The sequence below is a fragment of the Blastococcus sp. TF02-09 genome (assembly GCF_003319105.1).
Lineage (GTDB): Bacteria > Actinomycetota > Actinomycetes > Mycobacteriales > Geodermatophilaceae > Blastococcus.
The window spans coordinates 94,407-121,012 of sequence record NZ_QOHH01000006.1 but is presented as its reverse complement, the minus strand read 5'-3'; the positions used below and the strand labels follow the sequence as shown (position 1 = coordinate 121,012).

30 protein-coding genes are annotated in these 26,606 nt (G+C 72.5%); 9 read left to right on the top strand and 21 right to left on the bottom strand.

Annotated elements, in window-relative coordinates; all coding sequences use genetic code 11:
- Positions 1 to 28 precede the first annotated feature (28 nt).
- Both DQ239_RS10915 and DQ239_RS20910 read left to right on the top strand, forming a co-directional pair.
- Complete coding sequence (locus DQ239_RS10915) at positions 29 to 1,255, top strand: hypothetical protein (RefSeq protein WP_113834439.1); 1,227 nt, start codon at positions 29 to 31, stop codon at positions 1,253 to 1,255.
- Positions 1,252 to 2,592, top strand: a complete 1,341-nt coding sequence (locus DQ239_RS20910) for a class F sortase (protein ID WP_348519329.1) — start codon at positions 1,252 to 1,254, stop codon at positions 2,590 to 2,592. Before DQ239_RS10915 ends, DQ239_RS20910 begins: the two co-directional genes overlap by 4 nt.
- On the opposite strand, the gene DQ239_RS21175 is transcribed toward DQ239_RS20910, so the two are convergent.
- Positions 2,589 to 2,711, bottom strand: coding sequence for a hypothetical protein (locus DQ239_RS21175; protein WP_255411219.1), 123 nt, complete (start codon positions 2,709 to 2,711; stop codon positions 2,589 to 2,591). The two genes, DQ239_RS20910 and DQ239_RS21175, sit on opposite strands and share 4 nt — an antisense overlap.
- 186 nt (positions 2,712 to 2,897) lie before the next feature.
- Positions 2,898 to 4,655, bottom strand: a complete 1,758-nt coding sequence (locus tag DQ239_RS10900) for a 3-hydroxyacyl-CoA dehydrogenase family protein (protein ID WP_113834436.1) — start codon at positions 4,653 to 4,655, stop codon at positions 2,898 to 2,900.
- Between the two features lie 341 nt (positions 4,656 to 4,996).
- On the opposite strand from DQ239_RS10900, the gene DQ239_RS10895 reads away from it, so the two are divergent.
- Both DQ239_RS10895 and DQ239_RS10890 read left to right on the top strand, forming a co-directional pair.
- Complete coding sequence (locus DQ239_RS10895; RefSeq protein WP_113834435.1) at positions 4,997 to 5,497, top strand: hypothetical protein; 501 nt, start codon at positions 4,997 to 4,999, stop codon at positions 5,495 to 5,497.
- 61 nt (positions 5,498 to 5,558) lie between these two features.
- On the top strand, positions 5,559 to 6,677 hold the full coding sequence (locus DQ239_RS10890) for a hypothetical protein (RefSeq protein ID WP_113834434.1): 1,119 nt from the start codon (positions 5,559 to 5,561) through the stop codon (positions 6,675 to 6,677).
- Between the two features lie 37 nt (positions 6,678 to 6,714).
- On the opposite strand, the gene DQ239_RS10885 is transcribed toward DQ239_RS10890, so the two are convergent.
- Complete coding sequence (locus DQ239_RS10885; protein ID WP_113834433.1) at positions 6,715 to 7,245, bottom strand: DoxX family protein; 531 nt, start codon at positions 7,243 to 7,245, stop codon at positions 6,715 to 6,717.
- A 156-nt stretch (positions 7,246 to 7,401) separates the two neighbouring features.
- Between DQ239_RS10885 and DQ239_RS10880 the strand changes: the two genes are divergently transcribed.
- Entirely contained in the window at positions 7,402 to 7,923 is a 522-nt protein-coding gene (locus DQ239_RS10880) for a hypothetical protein (RefSeq protein ID WP_147252082.1), read from the top strand.
- Here the strand turns inward: DQ239_RS10880 and nucS are convergent, their stop codons facing one another.
- Positions 7,924 to 8,595 (bottom strand): endonuclease NucS, encoded by a 672-nt coding sequence (gene nucS, locus DQ239_RS10875; RefSeq protein ID WP_113834431.1) that lies wholly within the window; start codon positions 8,593 to 8,595, stop codon positions 7,924 to 7,926.
- A 37-nt stretch (positions 8,596 to 8,632) separates the two neighbouring features.
- Complete coding sequence (locus DQ239_RS10870; RefSeq protein ID WP_233489076.1) at positions 8,633 to 9,409, bottom strand: enoyl-CoA hydratase-related protein; 777 nt, start codon at positions 9,407 to 9,409, stop codon at positions 8,633 to 8,635.
- Positions 9,410 to 9,579: 170 nt separating this feature from the next.
- Here DQ239_RS10870 and DQ239_RS10865 point away from each other — a divergent pair, with 170 nt between their 5' ends.
- Positions 9,580 to 10,620 carry an SGNH/GDSL hydrolase family protein gene (locus tag DQ239_RS10865; RefSeq protein ID WP_113834430.1) on the top strand — a complete coding sequence of 347 codons (1,041 nt, stop codon included), beginning with the start codon at positions 9,580 to 9,582 and terminating at the stop codon, positions 10,618 to 10,620.
- Here the strand turns inward: DQ239_RS10865 and DQ239_RS10860 are convergent.
- Positions 10,553 to 12,634 (bottom strand): protein meaA, encoded by a 2,082-nt coding sequence (locus tag DQ239_RS10860; protein ID WP_255411218.1) that lies wholly within the window; start codon positions 12,632 to 12,634, stop codon positions 10,553 to 10,555. The genes DQ239_RS10865 and DQ239_RS10860 overlap by 68 nt on opposite strands.
- Positions 12,635 to 12,777: 143 nt before the next feature.
- Between DQ239_RS10860 and DQ239_RS10855 the strand changes: the two genes are divergently transcribed.
- Positions 12,778 to 13,074 carry a hypothetical protein gene (locus DQ239_RS10855; RefSeq protein WP_113834429.1) on the top strand — a complete coding sequence of 99 codons (297 nt, stop codon included), beginning with the start codon at positions 12,778 to 12,780 and terminating at the stop codon, positions 13,072 to 13,074.
- A gap of 48 nt (positions 13,075 to 13,122) precedes the next feature.
- Here DQ239_RS10855 and murA read toward each other — a convergent pair whose 3' ends face one another.
- Positions 13,123 to 14,403: a UDP-N-acetylglucosamine 1-carboxyvinyltransferase gene (murA, locus tag DQ239_RS10850; protein WP_113834428.1), complete on the bottom strand. Its 1,281-nt coding sequence runs from the start codon at positions 14,401 to 14,403 to the stop codon at positions 13,123 to 13,125.
- 115 nt (positions 14,404 to 14,518) lie between these two features.
- On the opposite strand from murA, the gene DQ239_RS10845 reads away from it, so the two are divergent.
- Positions 14,519 to 15,112, top strand: a complete 594-nt coding sequence (locus tag DQ239_RS10845) for a cob(I)yrinic acid a,c-diamide adenosyltransferase (protein WP_113834427.1) — start codon at positions 14,519 to 14,521, stop codon at positions 15,110 to 15,112.
- A 27-nt stretch (positions 15,113 to 15,139) separates the two neighbouring features.
- Here the strand turns inward: DQ239_RS10845 and DQ239_RS10840 are convergent, their stop codons facing one another.
- The 11 genes from DQ239_RS10840 to DQ239_RS10790 form a co-directional block, all read right to left on the bottom strand.
- Positions 15,140 to 15,541 carry a DUF2550 domain-containing protein gene (locus DQ239_RS10840; protein ID WP_113834426.1) on the bottom strand — a complete coding sequence of 134 codons (402 nt, stop codon included), beginning with the start codon at positions 15,539 to 15,541 and terminating at the stop codon, positions 15,140 to 15,142.
- 37 nt (positions 15,542 to 15,578) lie between these two features.
- Entirely contained in the window at positions 15,579 to 15,968 is a 390-nt protein-coding gene (locus DQ239_RS10835) for a F0F1 ATP synthase subunit epsilon (RefSeq protein ID WP_113834425.1), read from the bottom strand.
- 71 nt (positions 15,969 to 16,039) lie between these two features.
- Positions 16,040 to 16,282 (bottom strand): hypothetical protein, encoded by a 243-nt coding sequence (locus DQ239_RS10830; RefSeq protein WP_113834424.1) that lies wholly within the window; start codon positions 16,280 to 16,282, stop codon positions 16,040 to 16,042.
- 173 nt (positions 16,283 to 16,455) lie between these two features.
- Complete coding sequence (atpD, locus tag DQ239_RS10825; protein ID WP_113834423.1) at positions 16,456 to 17,901, bottom strand: F0F1 ATP synthase subunit beta; 1,446 nt, start codon at positions 17,899 to 17,901, stop codon at positions 16,456 to 16,458.
- A gap of 57 nt (positions 17,902 to 17,958) precedes the next feature.
- Entirely contained in the window at positions 17,959 to 18,933 is a 975-nt protein-coding gene (locus DQ239_RS10820; protein WP_113834422.1) for a F0F1 ATP synthase subunit gamma, read from the bottom strand.
- 3 nt (positions 18,934 to 18,936) lie between these two features.
- Positions 18,937 to 20,574, bottom strand: coding sequence for a F0F1 ATP synthase subunit alpha (atpA, locus tag DQ239_RS10815; protein ID WP_113834421.1), 1,638 nt, complete (start codon positions 20,572 to 20,574; stop codon positions 18,937 to 18,939).
- A 55-nt stretch (positions 20,575 to 20,629) separates the two neighbouring features.
- Positions 20,630 to 21,505, bottom strand: a complete 876-nt coding sequence (locus DQ239_RS10810; RefSeq protein WP_113834420.1) for a F0F1 ATP synthase subunit delta — start codon at positions 21,503 to 21,505, stop codon at positions 20,630 to 20,632.
- Positions 21,505 to 22,071, bottom strand: coding sequence for a F0F1 ATP synthase subunit B (locus tag DQ239_RS10805; RefSeq protein WP_113834419.1), 567 nt, complete (start codon positions 22,069 to 22,071; stop codon positions 21,505 to 21,507). The genes DQ239_RS10810 and DQ239_RS10805 overlap by 1 nt, the downstream gene beginning before the upstream one ends.
- Before the next feature lie 41 nt (positions 22,072 to 22,112).
- Positions 22,113 to 22,340, bottom strand: a complete 228-nt coding sequence (gene atpE, locus DQ239_RS10800; RefSeq protein ID WP_164704633.1) for an ATP synthase F0 subunit C — start codon at positions 22,338 to 22,340, stop codon at positions 22,113 to 22,115.
- Positions 22,341 to 22,405: 65 nt separating this feature from the next.
- Positions 22,406 to 23,236, bottom strand: coding sequence for a F0F1 ATP synthase subunit A (atpB, locus tag DQ239_RS10795; RefSeq protein ID WP_113834418.1), 831 nt, complete (start codon positions 23,234 to 23,236; stop codon positions 22,406 to 22,408).
- Positions 23,233 to 23,517 (bottom strand): AtpZ/AtpI family protein, encoded by a 285-nt coding sequence (locus DQ239_RS10790; RefSeq protein WP_233489072.1) that lies wholly within the window; start codon positions 23,515 to 23,517, stop codon positions 23,233 to 23,235. The genes atpB and DQ239_RS10790 overlap by 4 nt, the downstream gene beginning before the upstream one ends.
- A 236-nt stretch (positions 23,518 to 23,753) precedes the next feature.
- Here DQ239_RS10790 and DQ239_RS10785 point away from each other — a divergent pair, with 236 nt between their 5' ends.
- Complete coding sequence (locus tag DQ239_RS10785) at positions 23,754 to 24,062, top strand: hypothetical protein (protein WP_113834417.1); 309 nt, start codon at positions 23,754 to 23,756, stop codon at positions 24,060 to 24,062.
- Here the strand turns inward: DQ239_RS10785 and DQ239_RS10780 are convergent.
- From DQ239_RS10780 to DQ239_RS10770, 3 genes are all read right to left on the bottom strand, one after another.
- Positions 24,059 to 24,589, bottom strand: coding sequence for a hypothetical protein (locus tag DQ239_RS10780; protein ID WP_233489070.1), 531 nt, complete (start codon positions 24,587 to 24,589; stop codon positions 24,059 to 24,061). The genes DQ239_RS10785 and DQ239_RS10780 overlap by 4 nt on opposite strands.
- Entirely contained in the window at positions 24,586 to 25,848 is a 1,263-nt protein-coding gene (locus DQ239_RS10775) for an MraY family glycosyltransferase (RefSeq protein WP_113834416.1), read from the bottom strand. The genes DQ239_RS10780 and DQ239_RS10775 overlap by 4 nt, the downstream gene beginning before the upstream one ends.
- A gap of 289 nt (positions 25,849 to 26,137) precedes the next feature.
- The gene (locus DQ239_RS10770; RefSeq protein WP_199582878.1) at positions 26,138 to 26,470 is read right to left on the bottom strand and encodes a hypothetical protein; all 333 of its coding nucleotides are present in this window, start codon (positions 26,468 to 26,470) and stop codon (positions 26,138 to 26,140) included.
- Positions 26,471 to 26,606 lie beyond the last annotated feature (136 nt).

Genomic DNA, 26,606 nt, shown 5'->3' with positions numbered 1-26,606 from the left:
CCGATCCCCCTTCTGCGAGGATGACGACATGAGCGACCCCCGCCACGATCTGCCGATGCACGAGGCCCAGCACTCGTTCGACGTGGTGCTGCGGGGGTACGACCGCAGCCAGGTCGCCGACACCATCGAGCGGCTCGAGGCGGACTTCCGCATCGCACTGGCCGACCGGGACGCCGCGGTCGCCCGCAGCGCCGACCTCGCCGGGCAGCTCTCCGCGATGCACGGCGAGATCGAGTCGCTGCGCCGGAAGGCCGCCACCGCCGCGGCCCCCACCTTCGAGAACATCAGCGAGCGCATCCAGCACATGCTGCAGCTGGCCGAGGAGGAGGCCGGCGAGATCCGCCGCGCGGCCGAGCTCGACGCCCAGGCCGTCCGCGAGCAGACCGACGCCGAGGAGCGCGCCCTGCTCGAGCGCCACGCGGCCGGTCAGGCCGAGGTGGAGCGGATGATCGCCGAGGCCCGCCAGGGCGCCGAGCAGATCATGCAGAAGGCCCAGCTCCGCGCCGACGAGCTGGTCTCCAAGGCCCAGGAGCGGGTCGCCCGCCTCGACGCCGAGTCCCAGGCCCGGCGGGCCAAGGTCGAGGAGGACTTCGACATCGCCCAGCGGGCCCGCCGCGCCGAGGCCGCGCGGGCCGAGGAGGAGCGCGAGCGCGTCTCCACCCAGGCCGCCCGCCAGCGGGTCGCCGCCGCCGAGCAGCACGCCGCCGCGCTCGTCGCCGACGCCGAGGCCAAGGCCGAGGCCATCCGCGGGGTCCGCGACGAGCTCACCAGCCGGCTGGTCCAGGCCCGTCGGCTGCTGGACAACCTGCCCGACCTCGGCGACCGCGCCGAGCAGCCGGAGCCCCCGGCCGCCCAGCGCCCCGAGCCGGCCCGTCCGGAGGCGGCCGGCGAGGAGCCCGCGCGAGCCGAGGCCGGCCGGGCGCCCGAGCAGCGTCCGCAGCCCACGCCGCGGACCGGCCAGCCCGCGGCGGCCGGTCCCCAGACCGCTGTGCAGCCGGCGGTGTCGGCCCCTCAGACGGCCGTGCAGCCGGCGGTGACGGCTCCCCAGGCCGCCGAGCAGGCCCAGCCGACGACGCTACCCGCCGGATCGGGCACGCCGGCCTCGCGTGGCGACGCCGAGGCCGGGGCGACCCGTCAGGCCCGGGGAGAGGGACCGATCACCCGGCAGCTGCCTCTTCCGCCCCGCCCCAACCCGGCCCCCGGCGGTCCGTCGACCCAGGAGATCGACCAGCCCGTCGCCCAGGGCCGCTCCTGAGGGACGCCCCCCGCGGCCCCGGTCCGCGGGGCCGCCGGACTCTCGCCGTCGCGGCGGTCGGCCTGCTCTGCTCGTTCCTCGCCCTCGTCGGCGGCTCGCCCTCGGCGCAGGCCGCCGACGAGCCCGGGCAGCTGCGGATCGCCCACCTCTCCCCCGACTCACCCGCCGTCGACGTCGCGCTGACACCGGCACCGGTCGGTGGTCCCGCCACCGAGCCGGGCACGGACGTCGCCCGTGGGCTCGGCTACGGCGACGTCGGCGGCTACCGCCGGCTCGCTCCGGGCAGCTATGCGGTCAGCGTGCGGCCGGCCGACAGCCCCGGCGCCACGCCCCCGGCCCTCTCCCTGCGCGTCGAGGTCGCCGCCGGTGAGGCCCGTACGCTCGCGCTGACCGGGACCTTCGCCGACCTCGGCCTCCAGCCCCTCCCCGACGACCTCACCCCGCCGGACGACGGGACCGCGCGCGTGCGGGTGCTCGCCGCGGCGGCCGGGGCACCCACGGTGGACGTCGCCGTCGAGGGTGGCCCTCCGCTGGCGGCAGGGCTGTCCTTCCCGGCCGTGTCCGCCGCCACCGCGGTCCCGGCCGGACCGGTGCGGGTGCGGCTGACCGCAGACGACCGCGCCACCACCGTGCCGGTGGACCTGGTGGGCGGGACTGTGGTGAGCCTGCTCGTCCTCGACTCCCCCGACGGCGGCCTGACCGTGCGCACCGTCCTCGACGCGTCCCCGGCCACCCCGATCGCGCCGGACGCGGTGCCGGTCGGCGGCGTGGCGGCCGGCGGCCTGGCAGCCGTGGAGCACGACGGGCGGCCGGGGCTGCTGAGCGGTACCGGCGGTTTGCGGGCGCGCTTCCCGCTGCTGGCCGCCGCCCTGGCCGGCGGGGACCGCTCCGGGCACGCGACGCCGGTGCGCGTCCGCGCACCCGCCGTCGGGATCGACGCCGTCGTCACCGCCTCGGGGCTCGACGCTGCCGGCGCGCTGGCGGTGCCCGCCGACCCGTCACAGGCCGGGTGGTACGCCCGCGGCCCGCGACCCGGCGAACCGGGGCCGGCCGTGCTCGCCGGGCACGTCGACTGGGCGGGGCGCCCCGCCGTGTTCCAGGGGCTGCACCGGCTCGCACCGGGGAACGAGGTGGTCGTCGACCGCGCCGACGGCAGCACCGTGACGTTCGCCGTCGACCGGGTCGTGCAGGTCGGGAAGGACGACTTCCCCACCGGCGAGGTCTACGGGCCGACGCCCGGCGCCGAGCTGCGGCTGATCACCTGCGGCGGCACCTTCGACCGCGCCACCGGCAGCTACACCGACAACGTGGTGGTCTTCGCCCGCCTCATCGGCTAGCGGCGGCGGGCGCGGGCGCGCCAGCAGGTGGTGTGCCAGTGCCGCCGCCGGTCCGCGGCCGACTCGGTGTCCCACGGGTCGAGGTCGGAGTCGCGGGCGTACGCCGGCCAGGTCACCACGTGCGGCGTCCCCGGCCGGATCTCCTGGTCGCACCCGGGGCAGCGGTAGGTCTTGCCGGTGCTCGCCCCGGTAATCGTCCGGACGACCCAGTCGCCGTCGCCGGCCCTCTCGACCTGCTCAGCGCGACGGCCCGGCTCCCGACCAGCAGATCGGGAACCGGGCCGAGGGCGCCGACGGGGCAAGGATCAGCGACGCGCGTAGTCGTGGAAGCCACGACCGGTCTTGCGGCCGAGGTAGCCGGCGCTGACCAGGTGCTCCAGGAGCGGCGCCGGCGCGAGCGCCGGGTCGCGGAACTCGGTGTGCAGCTCGTTCTCGATGGCCAGCGACACGTCGTTGCCGACGACGTCGAGGAGCTCGAAGGGGCCCATCGGGTACCCCAGCCCCGCCTTGACGGCCGTGTCGATCTCGGTCGTCGAGGCGTAGTGCGCCGCGAGCATGCTCACCGCGTCGTTCAGGTAGGGGAAGAGCAGCGCGTTGACGATGAAGCCGGCCCGGTCGCTGCAGGAGACCGCGGTCTTCTTGATCTTCGCCGTGACCGCGTGCACCGTGGCGGCGACGTCCGGAGCGGTGGTGACGGTGGAGACCACCTCGACCAGCTTCATGACCGTCGCGGGGTTGAAGAAGTGCATGCCCACCACGTCGGCCGGACGGCCGCTGGCCTGCGCGCACTTGATGACCGGCAGGCTCGAGGTCGTGGTGGCGAGCACCGCACCCGGCTTGGTGATCCGGCCGAGGTCGGCGAACAGCGCCTCCTTGACCGGCAGCGACTCGACCACGGCCTCGATGACCAGGTCGACGTCGCCCAGCGCCTCGACGGAGCTGGCGCCGGTGACCCGGCCGAGGACCTCGTCGCGGACGGACTGCTCGAGCCGGCCGCGCTCCACCTGCTTGTCCAGCGACTTCGCCAGGGCCTTCTCGACGTTGGCGACCTTCTCGTCCGAGCGGGCGATGAAGGTGACGTCGTAGCCGGCCTTGGCGACCACCTCGATGATGCCGGTGGCCATCGTCCCGGAGCCGACGACGCCGACGCTCTGCACCGGGCGGGCGCCCTCGGCGGCACCACCCGGGGTCGGGGTGGCGGCGTCGGCGACGACCTCGCCCGACCCGGCCTCGGCGTAGGTGTAAAAGCCGCGGCCGGACTTCCGGCCCAGCAGGCCGGCGGTCCGCATCTGCTTGAGCACCGGGCTGGGCGCGTGCAGCCGCTTGCCGGAAACCGCGTGCAGCGAGTCGAGGACGTCGTAGGCGGTGTCGACGCCGATGAGGTCCAGGACCTGCAGCGGGCCCATGGGCAGGCCGCAGCCGAACCGCATGGCGGCGTCGATGTCCTCGCGGCTGGCGTAGCCGTTCTCGAACATCGAGACCGCGTGGTTGAGGTAGCCGAAGAGCAGGGCGTCGGTGATGAAGCCGGGTTGGTCCCCCACCGTCACCGCGACCTTGCCCACCCGCTCGACCAGGGCCACGGCGTCGTCGACCACCGACGCGTCGGTGACGGCGGTGCGGGCGACCTGGACCAGCGTCGCCGTCGGGACGGCGTTGGCGAAGTGCAGTCCGATGACCTTGCTCGGCCGGCCGGTGCCCACCGCGAGCTCGGTGACCGACAGGCTGGAGGTGTTGGTCGCGAGGATGGCGTCCGGGCCGACGATCTTGTCGAGCTGGCCGAAGATCTCCCGCTTGAGCTCCAGGCGCTCGGGGACGGCCTCGACGACCAGCTCCGCGCCGGAGAGGTCCTCGAGCGACGTGCTGTAGCGGATGCGGCCCAGCGCGGCGTCGTCGGCCTCACCGGCGGCGACCGAGCGCTCGATCGCGGCACGGCCGCGGGCAGCCGCCTCGTCGCTGACCTCGACGGCCGTGACCGACAGGCCCGCCCGGGCGAATACCTCCGCGATGGCGGCACCAGCGGTGCCCAGCCCCACGATGCCGACCTCGTTCAATTCCCTGGCCACGCTGCCATCCCTCCACCGTCGATGATCCGGCGCAGTCTCTCACTAGCCCCTCGGGCACCGCCCGAGGGTCACCCGTCCGGGCTCGGCACCGACGCCGCCGGCGGGGACCCGAGCAGGACTCGAGGGCTGCCGGGTCGACGGCTCGCACCTGCATCGCGCGCACCGCGAGTGACACTCCGTCGTCGGCCGGCGCCCGCGTGTACCGGCCACCGGAACGTCGTCGGCCCGGATGCGGCGGCGTCCCCGGTGTCCTGTCGTCCGTGCCGGCGGCCCCCTACGGTGCGGCGACCGGACTCACCCCGACGAGCCCAGGACAGCCATCACGACCTGCGGGAGGCACCGTGCCCACTCTCGACAGCAGCTCCGGGGATGCGCCCCCGGCCGACGGTGCCGACCAGGTGGAGGACTACGCGATCGTCGGCGTCGAGGACGAGGACCGCGTGCGCCGCTTCGCAGCAGCCGAGGGCGTCCGGGTGGAGACCGACGACAGCCGTCGCCTCGTCGATCCTGCGACGATCACGCTGGTCATGTTCGGCTCGTCGCTCGCCGTCGCGACCGTTGCGCACTTCATCGAGGAGTCGAAGGGCGGTCAGGTCTTCGACATGCGACCCGACGCCCCTCGACCGGCCTACCGCTCGAAGCAGATCGCGTACGGCTACGTGCAGATGATCGCGGCGGACGGAACCGTGAGCGTTGAGGTCAAGGAGCCACGGGGCATGTTCGGCCAGGTCCTCGACACCTTGCGCCTGCTCGTCAAGGACGCGACCGGCATGCAGGCGGACGCCGTCTCCGCGCTGGTCCAGGACAGCGTCGGCGACGCGGCACGGGTGCACGTGGAGTGACCGGTCCTCCGACGGTCGGGCTGTCGGAGAGGCTCCAGCTCGTCGGCGTGAGGAGGTCGGTGTGGAGATCCCCGTCGACGTGCAGCGGTACGTCGAACGCCTGCAGGTGCACGCCATCCGCGAGCGGGGCTTCGCACCGGATCCGGAGCGGTACGGATACGCGTCCGGCGTCGTGTTCGCCGATCTCTGCGCCGACGCTCCTCGCGGGGACGCCCGGGTCGCGGCCGACCTCGAGGCCACCCGACGGTTGATGGTGCAGCTCGGGCCGTTCCAGAACCCGTCCTACCTCTACGCGCTCGTCGCCCACAACCGGGAGGTGCTGGAGACCGCACGGGACATGGGGACCGCCGACGACACCTGGGTGCCCTTCGCCTCGACGACGCTGGGGCATCACAACGCGGAGACCAGACGCCTCCCGTCGAACGCCTACGTGACGGTCTACGACGACGGTGTGTTCACGCTCGCCGAGCTCATGGGGTGCCAGATCTCGTACGCCTGGGACGCGATCATGACGGTCCTCGACCGGTTCGACAGCGTGGCCTCCGCTGCCGGTCACGTCTTCGCGCCGGGTTCGGCGATCCTCGCCTCGATCGTCGAGACCCTGGCCTCGTACGCCGCGACGCAGGACGCGCGCACCGCCATACCTCGAATCCCCGAGGAGTTCCTGGTCAGAGACGGCTTCGCAGGCAACATTCGGTCCAGCTACCTCCGCTACGTCGTGGCGCACGAGCTCGGTCACGTGTACCTGCGCCACCTGGAACGGGCTGCCATGGAGCGCACATCCGGAGACGCCGACGCCCTGTCGTTCGACTGGAGCTGCGAGTTCGACGCGGACACGTTCGCGGCCACGGTCTCGATCGAATTCCTGATGCCGAAGACCAGCGGCTTCCTCGCCTGTCTGATGGCGGAGATGGCCCCCATGATCGGCGTCCTCGTGGACTTCGCACGCGACTACCTCGAGCACGGCGGGATACCCCTGCGGCCGGACAACGTGGGTACCCACCCGCCCGCCGACCGTCGTCTCCTCAATGCTCGCCAGGCCATCGACTCGCGCATCGCGAGCGCTCACCCCGATGTGGACGTGGAGCAGGTGCACCTCGCACACGGGTGGATCGAACTCATGGCCTGGTCCGTGTTGCCACCGCTGAGGGACGAGTGCCTGGCACGGAGAGCCCGGTAGGCGAGGTCCACGCCGGACGATGCAGTCGGCGCCGGGGTCAGGCGTCCGACGCCGTGGCGGGCGCCGATTCGGTGGCGGGCGCCGGCGCCGTCGGCTGGGCCGCCCGGGCGCTGGCGAGCACCAGACCCGTGCCGACCGCGCCTGCCGCCAGCGCGCCCAGCGCCCAGGGGGCACCGGTGCGTTCCTGTCCGAGCGCGGCGTCGACCGACCACGGGCCGGGCCCCTCATCGGCGAGCGCGAGCGCTGCGGCAGCGAGCAGCACCTCGAACTCGCCGGTGGCGGGTCGGATGCCGTCCTTCCAGACCGTCGTCGCCAGCGCGCTGATCATCATCCCCGTCACTCCGGCCGCAGCCGCGGGGGTGGCTGCGCCGGCGGCCAGGAGGACACCGCTCCCGGTCTCGGTCGCTCCGGCCAGCAGCGCGTTCCGACGTCCGGGCCGCAGGCCCAGGGACTCGAAGAACTGGCCGGTGCCGTCCGGTCCGTACCCGCCGAACCACCCGAACAGCTTCTGCGTGCCGTGGACCACGAAGACCGCGCCCAGCGTGGCTCGGAGGAGCAGTCGTCCCATGGGGTGCCTCCGTCAGCTGTCGCGTCCGCGGCCGTCGGTCCCCCCGATGGTCACCCCGTCGCCCGCCCGACGGAAGACGTCTGCGCCCGGTGAGCCGGGTACGGCGTCAGAACAAGCAGCCGCCATGTGCTCACCACGGCCTGCCACACTCCCCACGTGCCCGGCCCGGTCTCAACCCTCGGGACAGCGCCCGCGATCGTCAGCGTGTCGGTGGTCGAGAAGGTCGGCTGGTTCCGTCGAGAACTGGTCCCCCGCGCGGTCACGTACCTGGACTGGACCATCGACGGCGTGCCACTCCGCGAGGTCGTGGCGTGGCCGGACGGCTCGGTGGCCTCGGAGGTCACTCCGGTGCGGAACGACGCTGCCCTGCCCGACTACGAGGCCGACTATCTCCGGGCGATCCTCGGGGAGCCCGTCAGCCGCGAGTGGACGGTGATGCCGGACGGACGAGTGCCGCTGCTCGTCTGCCACGTCGACTTCGATCTGGACTGCCGCGCCCTCACCGCCGAGCTGGTCCGGGGTGACGACCGGGTCGAGTGGCGCAGCATCGGTTGGCAGGCCGCCTACGCGCCGCTCGACCTGACCGAGCAGGAGATGCCGGTCACGAGCCTCGTGTTCGACCGGCAGCAGTACGACGACGTCGTGCGGCCACTGCTCGCAGCGGCACCCGAGGGCTAGCTAGAACAGCCGCTGGGTCGGGTCGTCCGTCCCCTTTAGGACGGCGTAGTCGACGGTGACGCAGTCGATCCCGCGGTCCTGCGCGAGCACCCGCGCCTGCGGCTTGATCTCCTGCGCGGCGAACACGCCCTTGACCGGGGCCAGGAGCGGGTCGCGGTTGAGCAACTCCAGGTAGCGGGTCAGCTGCTCGACGCCGTCGATCTTGCCTCGCCGCTTGATCTCCACCGCGACGGTGGCGCCGGTCGCGTCGCGGCAGAGCAGGTCGACCGGGCCGATCGCGGTCGGGTACTCCCGGCGCACGAGCGACCAGCCCTCGCCGAAGGTCTCCACGTGCAGGGCCAGCAGCCGCTGCAGCTCGGCCTCGACGCCGTCCTTCTGCAGCCCGGGGTCGACGCCCAGCTCGTGCGCGTGGTCGTGCTCGACGGCCTCGATGGTGATGACCAGCTGCTCGCCGGCCTTGTTGGTGACCGTCCAGGTGCCCGCGCCGTCGACCAGCTCGTCCTTGAGCGTGCAGGGCGGCGTCATCCAGTTCAGCGGCTTGTAGGCGCGGTCGTCGGCGTGGATGGACACCGAGCCGTCGGCCTTCACCAGCAGCAGCCGGGTGGCCATCGGCAGGTGGGCGGTGAGCCGCCCGATGTAGTCGACGGAGCAACGGGCGATCACCAAGCGCACGGACGGCGACGCTACCCGTCGGTCTCCGGGACAGCGGTCAGCTGGTCAGTCCGGCCACCGCGGCGGGCGCTTCTCCAGGAAGGAGGCCATCCCCTCCCGGGCGCCGGGGATCTGGCTGGCCGCGGCCATGACCTCGATCACCGTCGTGTACGCGTCCCGCTCGGGCCGGTCCAGCTGGGCGTACATCGTCTGCTTGCCCCACGCCTTGCTCGCCCGCGAGCCGCGGGTCGCGGGCGAGCAGCTCGTCGACGGCGGCGTCCAGCTCCGCGTCCGGCACGACCCGGTTGACCAGGCCCCAGTCGAGGGCCGTCCGCGCGTCGATGACGTCCCCGGTGAGCGCGAGCTCCATCGCCCGCTTGCGCCCCACGTTCCGCGCGATCGCCACCATCGGCGTGTGGCAGAACCAGCCACCCTTGCCGCCCGGCGCGGCGAAGCCGGCCGACTCCGCGGCGACCGCCAGGTCGCAGGAGGCCACCAGCTGGCAGCCGGCCGCGGTGGCCAGCGCGTGCACCCGCGCCACCACAACCTGGGGCACGTCCTGGAGCGTCTGCATCAGCTCGGTGCACAGCAGCAGGAGGCTGCGCACCTCGGGCAGCGCGGCGTCGGCCACGTCGGCGAAGTCGTGGCCGGCGCTGAACACCGGCCCCTCGGCGCCCAGCACGATGCCGGTGGCATCGCTCCCGCCCGCCTCGGTGACGGCAGCGAGCAACTGGGTCAGGTGCTCCCGGGACAGGGCGTTCCGCCGGGCCCCCCGCACCATCGTGATGCGGACGACGTCGCCGTCGCGTTCGACCCGGGGCGCACCGTCGGCCATGGACCGACGCTAGCCCCGACCCGGCCTGCGCGGGAACGTCCGCTCCCTGCGCTGGGACCACAAATGCCCCGACCAGGCGTGTCACGGCGAAAGCGGAACCGCGCGAGCCCCTGACCTGCCAGCATGTGACCTCCGTCACATCAGCAGCACTCTCAGTGAAGGGAATGCCCATGCCCTCGTGGCGTCGCATCGCCGTCGGACTCGGCGCGCTGGCCCTCTGCACGACGGGGATCGCCGTGCCGGCCCAGGCCGCAGGTCCCGCCTACGTCGCCCTCGGCGACTCCTACTCGTCCGGGACGGGAACGCGCACCTACCTGGCCGACGGCACCTCGTGCCAGCGCTCCGTGTACGCGTATCCGTCGCTCGTCGCGGCGAGCAAGGGGTACAGCCTGAACTTCCGCGCCTGCTCGGGCGCGAAGGTCGCCGACGTGACGTCGCTGCAGCTGAGCGCCCTCTCGGCGAGCACGGCCTACGTCACGATCAGCGTGGGCGGCAACGACGCCGGGTTCGCCGACGTCATGACCACCTGCGCGCAGCCGGCCTGGGCGAGTGACTGCAACGGGGCCGTCGCCACCGCGCAGAGCATCATCACCGGCCAGCTCCCGGGCCGGCTGGCCACGCTCTACGCCGCGATCCGCAGCCGGGCGCCGCAGGCCACGGTCGTGGTGGCCGGCTACCCGCGGATCTTCAACGGCGAGGACTGCAACGCGCTGACCTGGTTCTCCCCCGACGAGGAGACCCGGCTCAACGCCATGGCCGACCTGCTCAACGCTCGCATCTCCACCGCTGCCTCGAACGCCGGCTTCCGCTTCGCGAACCCGACGACGGCCTTCGTCGGCCACGCCGTGTGCGACGACGTGGAGTGGGTCAACGGCCTGTCCAGCCCGGTGTCCGAGTCCTACCACGCCAACCGGCCCGGGCACTCCGCCGGCTACGCGCCGCTGGTCGGGACCCGGCTCACCGGCTCCACGGTCACGGCGACGGCCGCGGTCCTGCAGGCAGCCGAGGCCTCCGCGCCCGAGCTGACCGCGCAGCAGCGCGGCCACGCGGCTCGCGACAAGGCCGTCCGCCCGGCCGAGTTCCGGGTGCCCGACCTGGGCAGCCCGGCGATCCGGGCGGCCGCGGCCCGCGCCGGGGTGGACCTCAGCAGCCGGGCGAGCATCGACGCCGTCGACGCGCGCTACGCCGCGGCGCAGGCGGCCGAGGGCTGACGCCGGCCGGCACCTTGTCGTCGAGGCCGTGGGCCTCGCGGATGACGTCGACCACCGAGCCCATGATCTCGGTCAGCCCGAAGTCCTTCGGCGTGAAGACGCGAGCCACGCCCTGCTCGCGCAGCCGCCGTGCGTCGCTGTCGGGGATGATCCCGCCGACCACGACCGGGACGTCGTCCAGGCCGGCGTCCTTGAGCCCCTGCAGGACCGCCGGCACCACCTGCAGGTGCGAGCCGGACAGCACCGACAGGCCGACGACGTGCACGTCCTCCTCGACCGCCGCAGAGACGATCTGCGACGGCGTGAGCCGGATGCCCTGGTAGATGACCTCGAACCCGGCGTCGCGGGCGCGGACGGCGATCTGCTCGGCGCCGTTGGAGTGCCCGTCCAGGCCCGGCTTGCCGACCAGGAACCGCAGCCGCCCGCCGAGCTCCTCGCCGGTGGCCCGGACGCGCTCGCGCACGTCGGTGAGCGTCTCGTCGGCCTCACCACCGCCGGTCGCCGCGGCGACGCCGGTGGGCGCCCGGTACTCCCCGAACACCTCGCGGAGGACGCCGGCCCACTCCCCCGTCGTCACGCCGGCGCGGGCGCACTCGAGGGTGGCGGCCATCAGGTTCACGTCGGAGGAGGCGGCCTCGCGCAGGGCGTCCAGCGCCTTGTCGGCGGCGGCCTGGTCGCGCTCGGCCCGCCACTTCTTCACCGCCTCCTGGGCGGCGCTCTCCACGGCCGGGTCGACGACCATGATCGCGGCGTCGAGGTCGGCCAGCAGCGGGTTGGGCTCGGTGGTCTCGAACTTGTTGACGCCGACGACGACGTCCTCACCGCTCTCCATCCGGCGACGGCGCTCGGCGAGCGAGCCGACCAGCTGGCCCTTCATGTACCCGGACTCGACGGCCGCGACGGCGCCGCCCATCTCCTGCACCCGGGCGATCTCCGCGCGGGCGCCCTCGAGGATGTCGGCGACCTTCTGCTCGACGACGACCGAGCCGGTGAACAGGTCCTCGTACTCGAGCAGGTCGGTCTCGTAGGCGAGCACCTGCTGCAGCCGCAGCGACCACTGCTGGTCCCACGGTCGGGGCAGCCCCAGCGCCTCGTTCCACGCCGGCAGCTGCACCGCGCGGGCGCGGGCGTCCTTCGACAGGGTCACCGCGAGCATCTCCAGCACGATGCGCTGGACGTTGTTCTCCGGCTGCGCCTCGGTGAGGCCGAGGGAATTGACCTGCACGCCGTAGCGGAAGCGGCGGTGCTTGGGGTCCTGCACGCCGTAGCGCTCCTGCGTCAGCTCGTCCCAGAGCTGGGTGAAGGCGCGCATCTTGCACATCTCCTCGACGAAGCGGACGCCCGCGTTCACGAAGAAGGAGATGCGCGCGACGACCTCGCCGAACTTCTCCTGCGGCACCTGGCCGGAGTCGCGCACCGAGTCGAGGACGGCGATGGCGGTGCTGATCGCGTAGGCGATCTCCTGCTCCGGCGTCGCCCCGGCCTCCTGCAGGTGGTAGCTGCAGATGTTGATCGGGTTCCACTTCGGCATGGTCGTCACCGTGTAGGCGACCATGTCGGTGATCAGCCGCATCGAGGGAGCCGGCGGGAACACGTAGGTCCCGCGGGACAGGTACTCCTTGATGATGTCGTTCTGCGTCGTGCCGGCCAGCTTGCTGACGTCGTGCCCGTGCTCCTCGGCGACGGCCTGGTAGAGCGCCAGCAGCCACATCGCGGTGGCGTTGATCGTCATCGACGTGTTCATCTCGTCGAGCGGGATCCCGTCGAAGAGCGCCCGCATGTCGCCGAGGTGCGTGACCGGCACGCCCACCTTGCCGACCTCACCGACGGCGAGCTCGTCGTCGGGGTCGTACCCGGTCTGCGTCGGCAGGTCGAAGGCCACCGAGAGGCCGGTCTGGCCCTTGGCCAGGTTGCGCCGGTACAGCGCGTTGGACTCGGCCGGCGAGGAGTGACCGGCGTAGGTGCGCATGACCCAGGGACGGTCACGCTCCTCCGGTGATGACGGGAACGGCATACCGGCGGAGTGTAGGGCGGTCGTCCCGCGCGGGCAGCCCCGCCCAGGTGGGGATGACCGGTGGCACACTCGATCGGCGTACGGACCCTCCGCCGCCCGGCGGACGGGTGCGGTGCGCGGACGGCACGGCTCGGGAGGGCGCGATGGGATCGATCGCGGTGATCGTCCTCGTCGTGGGTCTGCTGGCGCTGGTGACCCGGTGGGCCTTCGGCTCCGGCTACGGCCGTTCGGCGGCGCGCCCCGCCCGGTCCGACGACGGGCTGCTGGTCCTGGTCGCGACCGTCTCGGCGCCGGGCACGGCCCGCGCGCTGCGGGCGGTCCTCTCCGACGCCGGCATCCGCTCGACCCAGCGCACACCGGCACCGCACCGGACCGACGTGCTGGTCTTCCCCGACGACGCGGCCCGCGCCCGCAGCCTGGCGGCGTCCTTCTCTGGTTGACCCTGGCGCTGCGGCGGACCGTGCCCGCGCCCTCGCGGCGATCTCCGGTTAGCCCGGGCGCTGCGTCCGCTCGACCTCCGCACCCAGGGAGCGCAGCTGCTCGACGAAGTCCGGGTAGCCGCGGTCGACGTGGTGGGCGTCCTGCACCTCGGTGACGCCGTCGGAGACCAGCCCGGCCAGCACGAGGCCCGCCCCTGCCCGGATGTCGGTGGCCACCACCGGAGCGCTGGAGAGCCGCTCACGCCCGCGGATGACGGCGTGGTGGCCGTCGATGCGGATGTCGGCGCCCAGGCGCACCAGCTCGTTCACGAACATGAACCGGCCGTCGTAGACGTTCTCGGTGATCAGCGCGGTGCCCGTGGAGACCGCGGCCAGCGCGACGGCCATCGGCTGCAGATCGGTCGGGAAGCCGGGGAACGGCAGGGTGACGACGTCGATGCAGCGCGGCCGGTCGGCCATCGCGACGCGGAGCCCCTCCGGGAGCACCTCGACGGTCGCGCCGGCGTCGACCAGCTTGTCCAGCGCCACGGTGAGGTGCGCGGCGACGGCCCGCTCGATGACCACGTCGCCGCGGGTCATGACGGCACCGATCGCCCACGTGCCGGCGACGATGCGGTCGGGCACGGTCGAGTAGCTGACCGGCGAGAGCGTCTCCACCCCCTCGACGGTGATGGTCGAGGTGCCGGCGCCGTCGATCCGCGCACCCATCGCGACGAGCATGGCGCAGATGTCGACGATCTCCGGCTCGCGGGCGGCGTTGTCGATGACCGTCGTCCCCGCAGCCAGCACCGCCGCGGTGACCAGGTTCTCCGTGGCCCCGACGGAGGGGAAGTCCAGCCAGATCGACGTGCCGGTCAGCCGCGGCGCGGTGGCCACCAGGAAGCCGTGCTCGCTGACGATGGTCGCGCCGAGCCGCTCCAGGCCGGAGATGTGCATGTCCAGACCGCGCGAGCCGATCGCGTCGCCACCGGGCAGGGCGACCCGCGCGCTGCCGCACCGGGCGACCAGCGGCCCCAGCACGTTGATCGACGCGCGCATCCGGCGGACCAGGTCGTAGTCGGTCTCCGTCGACGGCCGCTCGGGCACGTCGACGACGACGCGGCCCCCGCCCCCGCTGCCGGGGGTCGGCGTGTACGTGACCCCGCAGCCGAGCCGGCGCAGCACCTCGCTCATGATCGAGACGTCGAGGATGTCGGGCACCTCGTCGATCGTGGTGCGGCCCGGAGCCAGCAGGGCCACGGCCATGAGCTTGAGCGCGCTGTTCTTCGCGCCGGTGACCCGTACCCGGCCGGACAGGGACGTCCCGCCGGACACCTCGAAGCACTCCACCCGACCACCCTACGGCGGCGACCGTGGACTCTCCGTCCACGGCTCCGGTGCAGGGGCCCGCCGCGAGCTCGCGAGCGGGCGGGGGGCAGTGAGGTCCTTTCACTAGGCTGCCCCCATGACGGTCCGGCTGACCCGCATCTACACGAAGACCGGCGACGCCGGCCAGACGCACCTCGGCGACATGAGCCGGGTGTCCAAGACCGACCCGCGGCTGGTCGCCTACGCCGACGTCGACGAGACCAACAGCGTCCTCGGGACGGCGCTGGCGCTCGGCTCCCCCGAGCCCGAGCTGGCCGACCTGCTGCGCAGCATCCAGAACGACCTGTTCGACGTCGGCGCCGACCTCTGCACGCCGATCACGCCGGACCCCGAGTACCCGCCGCTGCGCATCACGGCCGCCTACACCGAGCGCCTCGAGGGCGCGTGCGACCGCTACAACGAGACGCTGCCCAAGCTCGACAGCTTCATCCTGCCCGGCGGCACCCCGCTCGCCGCCCTGCTGCACCAGGCCCGCGTGGTGGCCCGGCGGGCGGAGCGCAGCGTGTGGGCGCTGCTCGACGCCGACGAGGCAGCCGGGCGGACCGGCGTCACGAACGCCGAGACGGCCCGCTACCTGAACCGGCTGTCGGACCTGCTGTTCATCCTGTCCCGCGTCGCCAACCCCGGCGGGGACATCCTGTGGCAGCCCGGCGGCGCGGACCGCACGTGAGCCGATGGACCGGCCACCCGCCCTTCTTCAGGACGCCGGCGGGGCCGACTCCACCCAGGACAGGAAGCCGGTGACCGTAGGACGGTCCATCGCCAGGTCGCGGTGACCCTCGGCGGTCGAGCAGGACAGGACCACGACGTCCTCGGGCAGTGCCAGGTCGCCCCGGCCGGCCGGCCGCTGGGACTCGACGGTGAACTGCGACCGGCAGAGCCGGTGCCGTGGACGCACCGACAGCGACAGGGCGCGGTACCAGAGCAGGGCGTCGCCGCCGTACCAGGCGACGCCCACCGACCAGCGCGACGAGTCCGGGGTGCGCAGCCACATCGTGACCGCGCCGAGCCCGGAGAGCAGGAACCGGCGGCGGATCAGGAACGCCACCGCGAGGACCACGACCAGCAGCCCGAGCAGGACCAGCAGGGCCGTGGTCACGGGAGAGCCGGAAGCGGGGCGGGAGAAGCCGAGGAGCTCAGACGGTCTCGCCGGCCGCGCGCAGCCGCGACTCGGCCCGGCGGGCCGCCTCCAGCGCCCCGGGCTCGTCACCGGCGGCCTCGGCGCGGCTGAGGGCCTCGCGGGCGCGAGCCACGTCGATCTCGGTCGAGATCTCCGCGGTCTCGGCGAGGATGGAGACCCCCCGCTCGGTCACCGAGAGGAAGCCACCGTGGGCGGCGACGGTGAGGTCGTCGCCGGACTCGGTGCGGATCGTGACCACACCGCCGGGGGCCAGCTGGCCCAGCAGCGGAGCGTGACCGGGCAGCACGCCCAGCTCGCCCTCGGTCGTGCGGGCGATGACCATCGTGGCCTCACCGGACCAGATCTTGCGCTCGACGGCCACCAACTCGACCTGCAGGGTCGCCACGACACTCCTCGGTTGCACGGACGGGCCTCCAGCCTAACGTCCGGCGCCCACCGGCCTGCTCCTGGCCCCGTTCAGGCAGCGCGGCGGTAGAGCAGGGTGAAGCGACCGACGCGGACCCATGGGTGGCGCACGGTGGACGCGGGCGCCCACTCCTCGAGCCGGTAGCGGGCCATGTCCACCGGTTCCTCGGGCGCGTAGGGCGCCCAGGACCACCCGGACTCCTCGGCGCCGCCCTGCGCTGCGCTGTACAGATCCACGTCGAACCCCTGCGACGGCGCCCGCCGCTCGGGCGCTCCACCGCTGATGGTCGGCACGCGGGGCCGGGATCTGGAGGGCCGGCGGCGGAGAAATACCCGGACGGGTGACGGGACGACGACGGCCGGGCCTCCCGTCAGGGAGACCCGGCCGTCGTCGGAACGTGCTGGAACCGGCCCCGCTGCAGGGCCCCGCGCTGAGCGTGCGAAGCGCGGGGGGCAGCGGGCGTCCTTTAGCGCTTCAGCTTGTCCGCGTTGCGCTCGAGGTCCTCGAGGCCACCGCACATGAAGAACGCCTGCTCCGGGACGTTGTCGTACTCGCCCTCGGTGATTGCCTTGAACGCCTGCAGCGTCTCCGACAGCGGCACGAACGAGCCGGGCTGACCGGTGAAGGCCTCGGCCACGAACATGTTCTGCGAGAGGAACCGCTCGACGCGACGGGCGCGGTTCACGGTGACCTTGTCCTCTTCGCCGAGCTCGTCGATGCCGAGGATGGCGATGATGTCCTGCAGCTCCTGGTAGCGCTGCAGCACCTGCTTCACCCGCTGGGCGATGGCGTAGTGCTCGTCGCCGACGTACTGCGGGTCGAGGATCCGGCTGGTGGAGTCCAGCGGGTCCACGGCCGGGTAGATGCCCTTCTCCGAGATCGGCCGCGAGAGCACGGTCGTCGCGTCGAGGTGGGCGAAGGTGGTGTGCGGGGCGGGGTCGGTGATGTCGTCCGCGGGCACGTAGATGGCCTGCATCGAGGTGATCGAGCGGCCACGGGTCGAGGTGATGCGCTCCTGCAGCTCGCCCATCTCGTCGGCGAGGGTCGGCTGGTACCCCACGGCGGAGGGCATGCGGCCCAGCAGCGTGGAGACCTCGGACCCGGCCTGGGTGAACCGGAAGATGTTGTCGATGAAGAGGAGCACGTCCTGGCTCATCTCGTCGCGGAAGTACTCCGCCATCGTCAGCGCCGAGAGCGCGACCCGCAGGCGGGTGCCCGGCGGCTCGTCCATCTGGCCGAAGACCAGCGCGGTGGAGTTGATGACGCCGGACTCGGTCATCTCGGTGATGAGGTCGTTGCCCTCGCGGGTGCGCTCGCCGACGCCGGCGAACACCGACACACCACCGAACTCCTGGGCGACGCGGCGGATCATCTCCTGGATGAGGACCGTCTTGCCGACGCCGGCACCACCGAACAGGCCGATCTTCCCGCCGGCCACGTAGGGCGTGAGCAGGTCGATGACCTTGATGCCGGTCTCCAGCATCTCGGTGCGGCCCTCGAGCTGGTCGAACCGGGGCGCGTGGCGGTGGATGGTCCACCGCGGCGCGTCCGAGCCGTAACCGGGCTGGTCGAGGCACTCGCCCAGGGCGTTCCACACGTGCCCGGTGGTGACGTCGCCGACGGGCACGCTGATCGCGCTGCCGGTGTCGAGAACCTCGGAGCCGCGGACGAGGCCGTCGGTCGGGGCCATCGAGATGGTCCGGACCACGTTCTCGCCCAGGTGCTGGGCGACCTCGAGGGTCAGGGTCTTGCTCAGGTCGGCGAGCGTGACGTCGACCTTCAAAGCGTTGAACAGGTCGGGCATCGCGTCGCGCGGGAACTCGACGTCGACGACCGGCCCGGTGACCCGCACGACGCGGCCGGTGCTGGCCTGCGTCTGCGAGCTGGTCGGACGGTCCTCGGTGACGGTCATCTGTACTGCTCTCCTGCCCTCGGGCTCGTGCTTCGTGGGGGAACGGTGGTGGGCGGGTCAGTCGCCCGCGTTGGCCGAGACCAGCGCGTCGGCGCCGCCGACGATCTCGCTGATCTCCTGGGTGATCTCCGCCTGACGGGCCTGGTTCGCCTGCCGGGACAGATTCTTCGCCAGCTCCTCGGCGTTGTCCGAGGCCGACTTCATCGCCCGCCGCCGCGACGCCGACTCCGAGGCGGCCGCCTCGAGCATCGCCGCGTAGATGCGGGTGGTGATGTACTTCGGCAGCAGGGCGTCCAGCAGGCCCTCGGCCGACGGCTCGAACTCATAGGACGTCGGGACGCCCGACTCGCCGGCAGCACCGCTCTCGCGGTCCTCCCGCTCGTAGTCGAACTCCTCGACCTCCTCGACCTCCAGCGGTGCCATCCGCTTGGCGACGGGCACCTGGGAGAGCAGCGAGCGGAACTCGGTGTAGACGATGTGCAGCTCGTCCACGCCGAGGATGCCGTCGTCGCCGGCGCCACCCTGCTCGTCGTCGTCCTCACCGGCCGTGAAGACGTCGATGAGCGCGGAGCCGACCTCCTGCGCGTCCTCGTACGCGGGCTGCTCGGAGAACCCGGTGAAGGTCTGCGCCATCTCGCGGTCGCGGAAGGAGTAGTAGGTCTCCCCCTTGCGGCCGACGACGTAGAGCACCGGCTGCTTGCCCTCCTGGCGGAGCAGCGCGAGCAGCTCCTCCGTGCGGCGCAGCACGTTCACGTTGTACGAGCCGGCGAAGCCGCGGTCGGAGGTGATGACCAGGACCGCCGCGCGCTGGGGGTTCTCCCGCTCGGTGAGCAGCGGGTGGTCCAGCGACGCCGACGACGCCAGGGCGGAGAGCACTCGCGTGATCTCCCGGGCGTAGGGCTTGGACGCCTCCACCCGGGCCTGGGCGCGCACGATGCGGGCACCGGCGATCAGCTCCTGAGCCGAGAAGATCTTCTTCGTCGACTGCGTGGAGCGGATGCGGCGCCGCAGGGCGCGCAGAGAGGCGGCCATGGGTCAGCTGCTCCGCTTGACCTGGACGCGCTCCTGACCCCGCTCCGAGGCGTCCATGGCCTCGGCCTCGGGCTCGTTCACCCGCAGCGACTCGCCGTCGCCGGTGGTGAACTGCCCGTAGAAGGTCTCCACCGCACGCTCAAGGCTGGCGACGGTGTCGTCCTCCAGCTTCTTGGTGCTGCGGATGGCGTCGAAGATCCCGTTGTCACCGCGACCGATGTAGTCGAGGAACTCCGACTCGAAGCGGCGCACGTCCGAGACCGGCACGACGTCGAGCTTGCCGGTCGTGCCCAGCCACAGCGAGACGACCTGCTTCTCCACCGGGTACGGCGAGTACTGGCCCTGCTTGAGCAGCTCGACCAGGCGCTGACCGCGCTCCAGGGTGGCCCGGCTCGAGGCGTCGAGGTCGGAGGAGAAGGAGGCGAAGGCCTCCAGCTCGCGGAACTGCGCCAGGTCCAGGCGCAGGCGGCCGGCGACGGACTTCATCGCCTTCACCTGCGCCGAGCCGCCGACGCGGGACACCGAGATGCCGACGTTGATGGCGGGGCGTACACCGGAGTTGAACAGACCCGTCTCGAGGAAGATCTGGCCGTCGGTGATCGAGATGACGTTGGTCGGGATGTACGCCGACACGTCGTTGCCCTTGGTCTCCACCAGGGGCAGACCGGTCATCGACCCGGCGCCCAGCTCGTCGGAGAGCTTGGCGCAGCGCTCCAGCAGGCGGGAGTGGAGGTAGAAGACGTCGCCGGGGTAGGCCTCGCGGCCCGGCGGACGGCGCAGCAGCAGCGAGACCGCGCGGTAGGCCTCGGCCTGCTTGGACAGGTCGTCGAACACGATGAGGACGTGCTTGCCCTCGTACATCCACTGCTGGCCGATGGCCGAGCCGGTGTAGGGCGCGATGTACTTGAAGCCGGCCGCCTCGGACGCGGGGGCGGCGACGATGGTCGTGTACTCCATCGCGCCGGCCTCCTCGAGGGCGGTGCGCAGGGCCGCGATCGTCGAGCCCTTCTGCCCCACGGCCACGTAGATGCAGCGCACCTGCTGGGCCGGGTCGCCGGTGGCCCAGGCTTCCTTCTGGTTGATGATCGTGTCGACCGCGACCGCCGTCTTGCCGGTCTGGCGGTCACCGATGATCAGCTGGCGCTGGCCGCGGCCGACGGGGGTCATGGCGTCGATGGCCTTGATCCCGGTCTGCATCGGCTCGTGCACCGACTGGCGCTGCACCACGGTGGGCGCCTGCAGCTCGAGGGCGCGGCGACCGGTCGTGGCGATGGGGCCGCCACCGTCGATTGGGTTGCCCAGCGGGTCGACGACGCGACCGAGGTAGCCGTCGCCGACCGGGACCGAGAGGACCTCGCCGGTGCGGCGGACCTGCTGGCCCTCCTCGATGCCGGCGAAGTCACCCAGGACGACGACACCGACCTCGCGCACGTCGAGGTTCAGGGCCAGGCCGCGGACGCCGCTCTCGAACTCGAGCAGCTCGTTGGTCATGACCGAGGGCAGGCCCTCGACGCGGGCGATGCCGTCGCCGGCCTCGGTGACCGTCCCGACCTCCTCGCGGGAGACGTCGGGCCGGTACTCGGTGACGTAGTTCTGGATGGCACTGCGGATCTCGCCTGCGGAGATCGTCAGCTCGGCCATGGCTCTGGTCCTCTTCCCTGCGGGGGTCGTGTCGTTGTGGGGTGCGGAGGGGCGGTCAGCCGGCCAGCCGCCGACGGGCGGCTTCCAGCCGGTGGGCGATGCTGCCGTCGATGACCTCGTCGCCGACCTGGATGACCAGGCCACCGAGCACGTCGGGCTCGACGGTGACCTGGAGCCCGACCGGACGGCCGTAGAGGCGGCCCAGCACGCTGGTGAGCTGCTGCTCCTGGGCCGCGGTCAGCGGGACGGCGGTGGTCACCCGCGCGACCGACTGCCCGCGGCGGCGGCTGGCCACGTCCGAGAGCCGCTCGATGGCGATCTCGGCGGTGCCGACGTGCGCACCGGTCAGGACGTTGCGCAGCAGCAGCTCGGTGACCGGGTTAACCCGACCGGACAGCAGCCGGTCCAGGAGCGCCCGGCGGCCCTCCGCGGGGGCCTTGCGGTCGCTGAGGATCCGGTTGAGCTCGCGGTCACCGGCGACGATCCGCCCGAACCGGAAGAGCTCGTCCTCGACGCCGTCGAGCCGGCCGTCCACGTCGGCCGCGTCCAGCGCCGCCTCGGTGGCCACCGTGACGGTCGCCTCGACCAGGTCGATCGGCCGCGACCAGCGCTGCCGGGCGATGGTCTCGACGAGGTCCAGCGCGGTCGACGACAGCTGCGAGCCGAAGAGGCGGCGCACCAGGGCGGCGCGGTCCTCCGGCTTCACGGCCGGGTCGGCCATCGCCCGTCGCAGGGTGAGCTGGCTGTCCAGCACCCGCGACACCGCGAACAGCTCGTCCGCCAGGGAGAGCAGCTCCGGGCCGGTGGCGGCACGCGCGGGCGCACCGGTCAGCCGGTCCTTCGCCCGCTCCACGAACCCGGAGGCGGGGCGCGTCAGCTCGGCGAGGCGCTCGCGCACCTCGACGGTCGCCGCGCGGGTTGAGGCCTCCATCAGCGGTTGCTCTCCGCCACGGTGGCCCCGCGCCCGGCACCGGAGGCGGCCATGCCGTCGAGCTCGGCGAGGAAGCGGTCGACCGTGCCGCTGCGACGCGCGTCGTCGGCGAGCGACTCGCCCACCACGCGCCCGGCCAGGTCGACGGCGAGCGTGCCGATCTGACCACGGAGCTCGTGGACGATCTGCTGACGCTGGGCGGCCAGCTGTTCCTCGCCGCGGGCGACGATGCGGGCCGACTCCTCCTGCGCCTGGGCGCGCAGCTCCTCGAGGATCTGCTGCCCCTCGGCGCGGGCGGCGTCCCGGATCTGCGCGGCCTCGCCGCGGGCCTCGGCCAGCTGGGCGCGGTACTGCTCGAGCGCAGCCTTCGCCTCGGCCTGCATGGCCTCGGCCCGCTCGATGCCACCCTCGATGGCCTCGCGACGCGCGACGAAGACCTGCTCGAAGCGGGGCACCACGTACTTGATCATCACGAAGCAGAGGATCGCGAACGTGATGGTGCCGACGATGATCTCGCCCACGGGTGGGATCAGCGGGTTGGAACTCTCCGCAGCGAGGATGTTCATGCTCTGCACGTCCCTAAGTCAGCTGGACAGGACCGGCCGGCTCAGCCGTAGATGAAGGGCGCGACCAGGCCGATGAGCGCCAGCGCCTCGGAGAGGGCGGCACCGAGGAAGGCGTAGGTGCGGGTGAGGCCGGCCGACTCGGGCTGACGGGCGGTCGCCTGGATGTAGGCGGCCCACACGATGCCGACACCGATGCCGGGGCCGATGGCGGCAAGGCCGTAGCCGACAGCGCCGATGTTGCCCTCGAGCTCTGCGAGAACCTCGATCATTGGGGGGTATTCCTCCTGTGTCGGTCACCCGGGGTCGTTCCCGGGTGGCTGGCGGGGTGGAGCGGTCAGTGCGCGGGTTCGACAGCGCCGTTGAGGTAGGTGGCCGTCAGAACGGTGAAGACGTAGGCCTGCAGGACGATCACCAGCAGCTCGAAGAACGTCATGGTCAGGGCCATGAGGAACGAGAACGGGGCGAAGATGATGGAGAAGTTGCCCACGTTGAGCAGGTAGACGGTCCCGAGCGCGAACACCGCCAGCAGCATGTGGCCGGCGAACATGTTGGCGAAGAGTCGCACGGCCAGGGTGAACGGCCGGATGATGAAGACCTGCAGCAGCTCGATCGGGGTCACCAGGATGAGCGCCCCGATCGGCACGCCCGGCGGCACGGCGGCGTCCTTGAAGTAGCGCGCCGCGCCCTGCTCGCGGATGCCCACCCAGTTGTAGACGATCCAGACGATGACGGCGAGGACCAGCGGGAACGCGAACTTCGACATCGGGGAGATCTGCGCGAAGGGCACGATCGACATCGCGTTGTTCGCGAGGATGAAGAAGAAGAGCGAGGCGAGGAACGGCGCGAACGGCAGGCCCTTGGGGCCGATGACGTCGCGGGCCATCCCGTCGCGGATCAAGGAGTAGCCGCTCTCACCGATGAACTGCATCTTGCCCGGCACGATGGAGGGCTTCCGGACGGCGGCCACCATCAGGGCGATCATCACCGCGGTCGCGACCCACAGGATCAGCGTGATGCGGGTGATCTCGAAGGCGATGCCGAAGAGGTCGAACTCCGCGATCGGCTCCGGGTAGAACTCCTGAACGGTCGGGGCCTGGAAGCCGTCGTCCCCGCCCGATCCTTCGGCCGCGAGCACGCTGGCGAGCGCTGAGGCGCTGGAGGTCACCGTCGTCCCTTCTGCGTCTTGCGGTACTCCGGTGGCCGGCTCCGCTGCCCGCCCCGGGTCGTGCTGGTGGGCCGACCCCCCGCAGGCGGTTCGACGGCCCCGTACTTGACGACCACCAGGTAGATGGCCACCCCGAGACCGAGCAGCACGCCCACCAGGGTGAAGACGCGGGTCTCCAGCCAGCGGTCGAGCAACCAACCGACCCCGCCCCACACGATCATCCCCGAGAGCATGGTCCCGGTGATGCCCCAGCCGACATCCGCCCCGGAGGGCTGACGCACGGCATCTGTGGAGCGCGGTCGAGCACCCCTGGGTTCAGGGCTGTCCTCGGCCATCATTCGGACCCTATCAGCCGCCTTTGTCGACTCTGCGCGGCGTCCGGACTGCGACCGCATTGGCCAGGCAAGCCCGGATGTTCATGTTGTCGTATCACTTCACGTAACGCGACCAGTTGACGACGACTAGTGACCTAGGCCACATTGAGTCACCCCTGCCCCGCTCGATGTAAGGAGAACTGATGAACCGCTTTCGCAACTACCTGCTGACGGTCGCACTCGCGGGCACCATGATCGGAGGAGGAGCAGTGATCGGAACGGCCGCGGCGCAGGCGGCCTGCACGAGTGTCAGTGTGACGAACACGTACTCCGGCACGGGTGCTCACAACGGTTACAAGATCGTCGGACGGAACTACTGCGCCACCGACGTATTCCGCGCTGACATCGCGTGGGCAGCTGACACCAGTTGCGAGACGATCGTCCGCAACGGTAGCCACACCTGGTACGTCGGCCTCCAGCGTGGTGACGTGCGAGGTCTCGTCGCCTGCTAGGTCCCGCACCCCGGGCCACGGCTGTTGGGCGCCACGCGCCCGGCAGTCGTGGCTTCGCCCTCGGCGCCACGTCGATTGCCAGAGAACTCCTTCGGAGCGCTGGGCGGCGGCGTCACGTAGTAGAGCGGCCGGGTCCAGACCCAGCGGAGCTGGACGGCGCTCCACAGCAGCGCTCCGACGATGACCGTCCAGGCCATCGTCAGGCGGTCCAGCCAGCCCTCCTCGGGCAGCGCGTTCAGGACGGCGAACAGGACGAGCGCCTTGACGAAGAACATCCCGAGGGCCGCCGGCAGCGTGAAGGTGTCGTCGATCCGCCCCGCCCAGGCGATGACCACGCCGGAGACGACGAAGAACGCGGTGACGACCGCCGCCCCGACCAGGACCCCCACCGCATCGGGCCAGCCCGCCACCAGGCCGGTGACCAGCGCTCCGACGCCGGCGACGCCCGCGGTGACGGCGGCCCCGACGCGCAGGAACGACAGGTCCCAGCCGGGGTCCTCGGACGGGGCGCGGCCCTGCGGGGTCATCGGACGAACTCCTTGGTGTCGGGCGCGACGGGCGGTGGCGTGCGGCCGGACCGGCCCGTCTGCCGGGGCGACGATCCGGACCGGGCGGCGCGGGAGGAGGGGTGGTCGGCGCGGCTGCGCTCCCGCTGCGCGGCGAGCTCGGCGGCCCGGGCCTCGCGGGCGGCGCGGCGGGCCCGCGGGCCGAGGACGACGACCGTGCCCACGACCAGGAGCACGGCGATGGCCACCAGCAGCTCCGCCGTCCCCCCGGTGATCGACAGGGCGACCGCGCCGAAGGAGAGCAGGGAGGCCCAGAAGTACATGACGAGGACCGCGCGCCGGTGCGAGTGGCCGATGGACAGCAGCCGGTGGTGCAGGTGCATCTTGTCCGGCGCGAACGGCGAGCGGCCCTTGCGGGTGCGACGCACCACCGCCATGAGCAGGTCGATGAACGGGATGAAGAGCACCGCCACCGGCACCAGCAGCGGCAGGGTCAGCGGCAGCAGGGTCGCGGCCGAGTCGAACGACTGCGGGTCCACTCCCCCGGTCGCGGTGACCGCCGCCGCCGAGAGCATCAGGCCGACGAGCATCGAGCCCGAGTCGCCCATGAAGATGCGCGCCGGGCTGAAGTTGTGCGGGAGGAAGCCCAGGCAGGCGCCGGCCAGCACTGCCGTGATCAGCGCCGGGGCGCTCGCGACGTCGTCGTAGCCGACCAGGCCCAGGTGGTAGCTGTACGCGAAGAACGCCAGGGCCGCGATGGCCGATACCCCGGCCGCGAGGCCGTCCAGGCCGTCGATGAAGTTCAGCGCGTTGACCACCATGACGGTGAGCAGGATGGTCAGCGGGAGGCCGACGTCGGGGCCCAGCGAGATGGTGCCGATGTCGGCCACCGGCAGGAACAGGATGGACAGCTGCACGCCCAGCAGCCCCATCAGGCCAGCGGCGGCGATCTGCCCGGTGAGTTTCGTCAGGGCGTCCAGGCCCCACTTGTCGTCCAGCACGCCCAGCGCGCAGATCAGCCCGCCCCCGATGAGGACCGCGTACGTCTGGGTGTCCTCGAACGTCCGCTGCAGCGCCGGCAGGCGGCTGGCCACGAAGACCGCCGTGACCACGCCCAGGTACATGGCCACGCCGCCGCCGCGCGGCGTGGGGATGGAGTGCACGTCCCGCTCGCGGGGAGCGGCCATCATCCGGAAGCGGACGGCGAGCATCCGCACCACCGGGGTGGTCAGAAAGGTGACCAGCGCGGCGGTGAGCAGGACGACGGCGTACTCGCGCATCGGCTCAGCCGGCGGGGTTCGGCTCGGGACGGGTCCGGCGAGCAGGCGTGCTCATCCAGCCGCCTCCCGGACGTCGTCGGGCCGCGGCACCTCTGAGTGCCGCGGCGGTCGTCCCACGGTAGCGCGATGACATTGGGAGCCTCCGGATCGCACCGCTGCCAGGAGCCGTCCCCCAGCTGCGACGAGCGCGTCCCGCCGCCCGCGCGCGACCGTGCGGTGTGGTGGCCGACCTCGCCGTCGACCGCGCGGCCGGCTGCCACACCGCGAGGTCGAGGTCGCGCGACGCCGGTCACTCGCCGGCGGCCTCCGCGGCGCGCTTGCGGCGCTTGCCCTCGTGCATCGCCTGGACGCGGGCGACCGGGATGCTGTGCCCCTGGGCCACCAGGTCGGCGGGCAGCGCCTGCGGGCCGGGCAGCGCCGCCGCCCACGGGTCGTCCCCGCCCAGCAGCCCCGGTGCTGTCGTGACGGTGAGGTCGGCGGGCCGGACGTCGCCGAGCCGGTCCCACGGCACCGGGAAGTACACCGGCAGCCCGGGCCGGATGCGCGGGCTGTAGGCGGCGACGACGGTGCCCTGCCCCGACCGCGTGGAGTCGACGAACACCCGCCCCGCCCGGTCCTCCACTGGTCTTCACCGCCCCCGGTGAGGCCCGTGTCCCCCAGCGCCCGCCGCACGAGGCCGGCCACCGCGACGACGGCCGTGAAGTCCGCACCCTCCGGCGGTTCTCGGCCCCGTCCCGGGTCCCGCCCTGAGCGTGCGA